This is a genomic window from Bradyrhizobium sp. (assembly GCF_049512235.1).
In the GTDB taxonomy this organism is placed as follows: domain Bacteria; phylum Pseudomonadota; class Alphaproteobacteria; order Rhizobiales; family Xanthobacteraceae; genus Bradyrhizobium.
Genome location: NZ_JBEKXH010000354.1, coordinates 1 through 6677 on the forward strand (window position 1 = coordinate 1; position 6677 = coordinate 6677).

Consider the following 6677-nt stretch of genomic DNA (forward strand, 5'->3'; position numbering starts at 1 on the left):
AGAGATTGCTTCTCTCCTGCACGAGCCCCCTGATGTCCCTGCAGCTCTATCTCGCCTTCGTCGCCGCCTGCATCGCGCTGGCGCTGTTGCCGGGACCGGTCGTCACGCTGGTCATCGCCAACGGCCTGCGGCACGGCACCGGCGCGGCGCTGACCAATATCGCCGGCGTCCAGGCGGGGCTGACGATCGTGATCGGCATCGTCGCCGTCGGGCTGACCACGCTGATGGCGACCATGGGCTACTGGTTCGATTGGGTGCGTTTTGCCGGCGCGGCCTATCTGGTCTGGCTCGGGATCAAGCTGATCCGCTTCCCCGTCATGGGCGTCAAGGCCGATGAGCCGCCGCCGCCGCCGCGCGGCGGATTTTTCCTGCAAGGGTTCGTGGTGTCGCTTTCCAATCCCAAGGTGCTGGTGTTCTTCGGCGCGTTCATTCCCCAGTTCGTGGATATGAGCAGGGACCATTTCTCGCAAGTCACCCTGCTCGGAATAACGTTCATGGTGATCGCCGGGCTGACCGACGCCATCTACGCGCTATTGGCGGGCCGCGCCCGGCTGTTTTTCTCAGGCCGCCGGACGCGGCTGTTGTCGCGGGTCTCCGGCGGCTTCATGATCGGCGGCGGCATCTGGCTGGCGCTGACGCGAGCGCGGTGAGCGGCGCGAAGCGTGAAATTAGCCGCTTCCGATTTCGCAGACAGGGAGGCAGAGTAGCAAAGGATGAGGTCATAATCTCCCCTCCCCACCGCTGCGCGGTCGCTGCGCGGGGGGAGGGGAGAACCAGATCCGATACAATTGTTTTGACGGCTGGCCTAAGCGTGTCCTATCCGGGCAGTAGCCGCTCGGCCCGCAGCATCGCTTCGAGCTCGCCAAAAATCCGCGCCAGCCGATCCGCCCATTCAATTTGTCCGGCCGGTGCGGCGATCAGGTCCTGGCGAATTTCAAGTCCGCTGCTCATCAGCCCGCGCGCCTCGCCGTGCACCGGAATGGTGTAGTCGGTCTCCTCACTGACCGCATAGGGCTCGTTGTCGCCGACCACCAGATCGCTCTCGCTACGCAACAATCTTAGAAGCCGCGGCGGCAGTCTGGTGTCGCGATGATAGAGCGTGCCGATATGCCAGGGCCTGGTGATGCCGGCATAAGCCGGCGTAAAACTATGCAGCGCCACCAGCACCGTCGGAATATTTTCACGCCTGCGCTGCTCGATCACCTCGGCGATCCGGTCGTGGTAGGGATCGAATATCGCCAGCCGCCGCGCATCGGCAGCCTCGCGCGTCAGACCTTCATTGCCGGGTATGAGTGTTGCTTCGCTGATGCGCGGGATCGAGCTCGCTGCATCCGGCGGGCGGTTGCAGTCGATCACCAACCGCGAGTAGCGCTGCGCGATCAGATGGGCATCGAGATCTTTCGACAGCGCGTCGGCGACGCCGGCAATGCCGATATCCCAGGCGATATGTCGCTCAAGCTCGCCCGCCGGCAGCCCGAGATCGCCGAGCCGGCGCGGGATGGTCCGGCCGTAATGGTCCGACGTCAAAAGGAAGGGCGAACGTCCGGCGGTATTATTTTCAAGAACTGGCGGAACCTCTTCCTTGTCAAGTAGTAATGCTTTGTCATCGCCGTCGCGGTCCAACGTCATTTCCTCGTTCATTGCCTATCGAAGCAGCATACCGATTTAGAAATAAGCAGGGATAGGTATAGATTAGGTGGCCTGGAATCGGGAATGATTGCGCTGACGATGCCGCTACTGACGATCCACCACAAGACCGAATATCGCTATGCGCACCCGGTGGCATTTGGCGAGCACCGCATCATGCTGCGCCCGCGCGACGGCCACGATCTGCGCGTGCTCTCAGGCCGTCTCGAGATCGCGCCGCCGCCGATGTCGCTGCGCTGGATCCATGACGTGTTCGGCAACAGCGTCGCCATCGCCACCTTCGACGAGCGCGCCGAAACCCTGTCGATCGTCTCGACGGCCACCGTCGAACACAATCCCGCCGAGGAGTTTGTGCTGCCCCCGGACGATCCGGCCTATTTCTATCCCTTCCTGTACGACGACGAGGAATTCCCCGATCTGGTGCAGTTCATCAGGCCGCAATATGCCGATCCCGATGGCGAGCTGAACGCGTGGGCGCTGGAGTTCCTCGATGAGGAGGGACCGACCCCGACCTTCAAGATTCTGAGCGATATGACCCACGGCATCCGCAAGGTATTTACCTACCGCAAGCGGCATGAACACGGCACCCAGCATCCGCTCGACACGCTGCAGAGCAAATCCGGCACCTGCCGCGACTATGCGCTGTTCATGATCGAGGCGCTGCGGCGGCTCGGTATCGCCGCACGTTTTGTTTCGGGATATCTGTTCATCCACGGTGACCGGGCGCATGGTTACGTCGGCGGCGGTTCGACCCATGCGTGGGTTCAGGTCTACCTGCCGAGCGCCGGATGGATCGAGTTCGATCCCACCAACGGCATCGTCGGCAACCGTGACCTGGTTCGGGTGGCGGTGGCGCGCGACCCGTGCCAGGCGATCCCGTTGCATGGCACCTATCTCGGTTCGGCCAAGGCCTTCGTCGGCATGGAGGTCAGCATCAACGTGGTTTCGGTCGGTGAAGGAGCCGCGGCTTAGCCATGGATATCACGTAGGATGCCGAGTTTGGCCGTGGTCGTAGGGTGGGCAAAGCCGACGGGTCGCGCGAATGCGCGCACCCGATGGCGTGCCCACCATCTTGTCGGATTGGAAATGGTGGGCACGGCGCAAAGGGCGCCTTTGCCCACCCTACGCACTGCCGTCTTTGCGAGGAGCACTTGCGACGAAGCAATCCATCGCTTCGCGGTACTCGCAATGACAGCCTGTGATAGCTCATGATCTCAGACCGTCTGTTCGTCTACGGCACGCTGATGCGCGGCTTCGATCATCCGATGGCGCAGCTGTTGTCGCGCAGCGCGGATTATCTTTCGCCGGCGCGCTGCCAGGGCCGGCTCTATCTGGTCAAGCATTATCCGGGGTTGGTGCTGTCGGACGATCCCGCAGACGTCGTGTTCGGCGAACTCTATCGGCTGCGCTCTGCGAGCGAATTGCTGCGCGAGCTCGACATGTACGAGGCCTGCGGCGAGGGCTTTGCCGAGCCGACCGAATATGTCAGGCAGATGCTGACGGTAACGCCGGACGACGGCGCGGTCAGCGAGGCCTGGACCTACATCTACAATTGGCCGGTCGCGCAGCTGCCGCACATCGCCTCGGGGCGGTTTCTGGAGCAATAATGACGCCGTGTCGGGGGTACAATGGTCGTCAGGCATGCTTCTTGGGCTTGGCCTTCTGCTGCATGTAGGAACGCAGCACGGCGTTGATGCGGCGCTGATAGCCATCACCCTCGCTCTTGAAATAGTCGAGTACGTCCTCATCGAGGCGAATCGAGATTGGTTTTTTCCTGGCGGGCACCAAGAGGAATGAGGAACATCTGTTTTGTTTGAGCTGCTCGTTGAGGCTGCCCCTGTGGATAGCCGGGAGAATCCCAACAATCCTCGTATTTTAACCTGACATCCCTGTACCGATGATCGGTTGGCAGCGGCCTCCGACTCACCGAAAATGCCCTCATGCGATTCACGGACGAATTTCTCGAAGAGCTGCGCGCCCGGCTTCCGGTTTCGGAAGTCGTGGGCCGGCGCGTGAAATTGAAGCGAGCGGGACGGGAGTGGAAGGGGCTGTCGCCGTTCCAGCAGGAAAAGACCCCGTCCTTTACCGTCAACGACCAGAAGCAGTTTTATCACGACTTCTCCACCGGCAAGCACGGCAACATCTTTGACTTCGTGATGGAGACCGAGGGTGTCTCTTTTCCCGAAGCCGTCGAGCGGCTGGCTTCGATGGCGGGCATGCCTGTGCCGGCCGCGACGCCCGACGCCGCGCGGCAGCAGCAGCGCCGCAAGACGCTGTATGACGTGATGGATCTGGCGGCGAAATTCTTCGCCGACACGCTGGCTTCCCGCCATGGCGCCAAAGCGCGCGGCTATCTCGGCGACCGCTCGATTTCACCTTCGGTGCAACTGCAGTTTCGCATCGGCTATGCGCCGGTCGAACGCTTTGCCTTGAAGGAGCACCTCGGCGCTCTCGGCATTTCCACAGACGACATGGTCGAAGCCGGGTTGCTGGTCGCAGGCGATGACATTCCACTGCCCTATGACCGCTTCCGCGACCGCGTGATGTTTCCGATCACTGACCTGCGCGGTCGGGTGATCGCGTTCGGCGGTCGCGCGCTGGAAAAGGATGCTCCCGCAAAGTACCTGAATTCGCCGGAAACGCCTTTGTTTCACAAGGGGGACAATCTCTACAACCTCAGCACCGCACGGCTCGCCGCCCATAACGGCAGCACCCTGGTGGTGGTGGAAGGCTATGTCGATGTCATCGCCATGGTCGGCGCCGGCTTTCCGGCGAGCGTCGCCCCGCTCGGCACCGCGCTGACGGAAAACCAGCTGACCCTGTTGTGGAAGATGGCGGATGAGCCGATCCTCTGCTTCGACGGCGACAAGGCCGGTCAGAAGGCGATGTGGCGCGCCGCCGATCTGGCGCTGCCGCATCTTGCACCCGGCAAGAGCTTGCGCTTTGCCAGTCTGCCGGAAGGCCAGGACCCCGACGATCTGGCGCGCACCAGTGGCCGGGCCGCGATCGAGGAGGTGATCTCGGCCGCGCGCGGCCTAGCCGATGTGATCTGGTTGCGCGAGATCGGCGGCGGCAGCTACGGCACACCGGAGCGGCGCGCGGCGCTGGAGGCGCGGATCGGCGAACTCACCAACGGGATCCGCGACGAAATGGTGCGGCGCCATTATCGCCAGGATCTGGCGCAGCGGCTGCAGCGCGCCTTCGCGCCGGAGGGCGGCCGCGGCTTTTATGCGAAAGGCGGATTTCGCGGGGCCAACGGAACTTTCAAGGGTAATTTTGGCGCCGAATCAGGCCGGCGCTTTCCGCCGCGCGGCTCCTTTATCCCGGGCGCGGCGGGGCGGATCGAACCTCGCGGCAGGGGCCAGGTCTCAGCGGCCAGCCAGACCATCGACCGCGGTCCCTATCAGGCGGCGAGCCCTCAGCTGGCATCGAGCCCGATCATGCGCGGCCAGCGCAGCGCGATCTCCCGCCGCGAGGCGCTGATTTTGCAGACCTTGATGAACCACCCCTGGCTGCTGCATGACCATCTGGAAGAGGTGGCGGCGCTGGAATTGGCCCATCCCGAGGCCCAAAAACTGCGCGCCGGGATCATTGCCGCTTTCGCCAACGACCATCACCACGGCGAGGAACCTTCAGAGCAAGCCGAGAAGATCCGCGCCGACCTCGCCTCGGCCGGATTTTCTCAAGTCGTTCAGAGGGTTGAGATGGCAATCACGACCGCGGCGGTGTGGGGGGCGAAAGTCGAGGCGGCGCGGGAGGATGTTCTTTCCACCTGGCACCAGCTGGTATCCTTGCATCGCCAATGGCACTCATTACTTAGGGAATTGAAGGATGCGGAAGCGGCCTTGGGCCGCGAGGCCAGCGAGGCCAATCTGGCGTGGCTGCGCGACGTCCAGGCCCGGAAGGCGGAAGTGGACGGTACCGAGGCCCTGATCGAGGGGTTCGGCGAGTCGTCTGGCCGGTTCCAGGGCAGCCTCTGATTAAAGTTTAATGCGGATGGCGGCCGCCGGAACCACGAAAAGACTCGCCAAGTCCATGGTTTGGCGCCAAAAACAGGGTTAAGCGAGGCTTAATGGGTGCCGTTGCATTTTGAGGCGAAGGCGAAGTGCGGTTCGCCGTCGGATTATGCGCCAGAAAAAAGTCTGGTGCCTGTTCTGATGGCATAACCGGATTTTTGCATTTTCTTGACCAAGTGGCATCGGGGCGAGGCGTACGACATCGGCGATCGCAGTTTAAGGGGTGGCGAACATCTGCGCCGCCCTTTCCGCGTCGCAGGCAAGTTTGTGATCAAAGGCAGGCGCGGCGACGCATCCTGATTGAAGCGCGTTGAGGAGCAATGCATGGCCACCAAGGCAAAGACGCTGCAGGTAAAGGACAAGGACAAGGACGACAGGGTCGCGGACGCTCCTGAGAAGGATTCGCCGGACGCGCCCTCGCCGTTGCTCGACCTTTCCGACGCCGCCGTCAAGAAGATGATCAAGCAGGCCAAGAAGCGCGGGTTTGTCACATTCGATCAGCTCAACGAAGTGCTGCCTTCGGACACCACTTCGCCGGAGCAGATCGAGGACATCATGTCGATGCTCTCGGACATGGGCATCAACGTCTCCGAGGCCGAGGACACCGACAACGAGGAAGAAGGCAAGGAAGAGGCCGAGGACGAGACCGACAACGAACTGGTCGAGGTCACGCAGAAGGCCGTCACCGAAGTCAAGAAATCCGAGCCCGGCGAGCGCACCGACGATCCCGTCCGCATGTATCTGCGCGAGATGGGCACGGTCGAGCTGTTGTCGCGCGAAGGCGAAATTGCGATTGCCAAACGCATCGAGGCCGGCCGCGAGGCGATGATCGCAGGGCTGTGCGAAAGCCCGCTGACCTTCCAGGCCATCATCATCTGGCGCGATGAACTCAACGAGGGAAAGATTTTCCTGCGCGACATCATCGATCTGGAAGCGACCTATGCCGGCCCCGACGCCAAGAACAACATGAACCCGCTGCTGGCGGCACCGCTCGGCCCCGACGGCCAGCCGCTG

Annotated in this window: 7 protein-coding genes; 5 read left to right on the top strand and 2 right to left on the bottom strand. The window is 62.5% G+C overall.

Going from position 1 to position 6677, the window contains the following annotated elements; genetic code table 11:
- Positions 1-32 precede the first annotated feature (32 nt).
- Positions 33-650 carry a LysE family translocator gene (locus ABSG20_RS25945; protein ID WP_423867348.1) on the top strand — a complete coding sequence of 206 codons (618 nt, stop codon included), beginning with the start codon at positions 33-35 and terminating at the stop codon, positions 648-650.
- A gap of 166 nt (positions 651-816) precedes the next feature.
- On the opposite strand, the gene ABSG20_RS25950 is transcribed toward ABSG20_RS25945, so the two are convergent.
- A complete protein-coding gene (locus ABSG20_RS25950; RefSeq protein WP_423867349.1) occupies positions 817-1629 on the bottom strand; it encodes an N-formylglutamate amidohydrolase in 813 nt (270 codons plus the stop codon).
- 99 nt (positions 1630-1728) lie between these two features.
- On the opposite strand from ABSG20_RS25950, the gene ABSG20_RS25955 reads away from it, so the two are divergent.
- Both ABSG20_RS25955 and ABSG20_RS25960 read left to right on the top strand, forming a co-directional pair.
- Complete coding sequence (locus tag ABSG20_RS25955) at positions 1729-2619, top strand: transglutaminase family protein (protein WP_423867350.1); 891 nt, start codon at positions 1729-1731, stop codon at positions 2617-2619.
- 236 nt (positions 2620-2855) lie between these two features.
- On the top strand, positions 2856-3254 hold the full coding sequence (locus ABSG20_RS25960) for a gamma-glutamylcyclotransferase family protein (RefSeq protein ID WP_423867344.1): 399 nt from the start codon (positions 2856-2858) through the stop codon (positions 3252-3254).
- 28 nt (positions 3255-3282) lie between these two features.
- Here the strand turns inward: ABSG20_RS25960 and ABSG20_RS25965 are convergent, their stop codons facing one another.
- Positions 3283-3432 (bottom strand): BrnA antitoxin family protein, encoded by a 150-nt coding sequence (locus ABSG20_RS25965; RefSeq protein WP_423867345.1) that lies wholly within the window; start codon positions 3430-3432, stop codon positions 3283-3285.
- Between the two features lie 155 nt (positions 3433-3587).
- Here ABSG20_RS25965 and dnaG point away from each other — a divergent pair, with 155 nt between their 5' ends.
- Positions 3588-5627 carry a DNA primase gene (dnaG, locus tag ABSG20_RS25970; RefSeq protein WP_423867346.1) on the top strand — a complete coding sequence of 680 codons (2040 nt, stop codon included), beginning with the start codon at positions 3588-3590 and terminating at the stop codon, positions 5625-5627.
- A gap of 360 nt (positions 5628-5987) precedes the next feature.
- Positions 5988-6677: RNA polymerase sigma factor region1.1 domain-containing protein (locus ABSG20_RS25975; RefSeq protein ID WP_423867347.1), on the top strand; the 690-nt coding region annotated here is incomplete at its 3' end.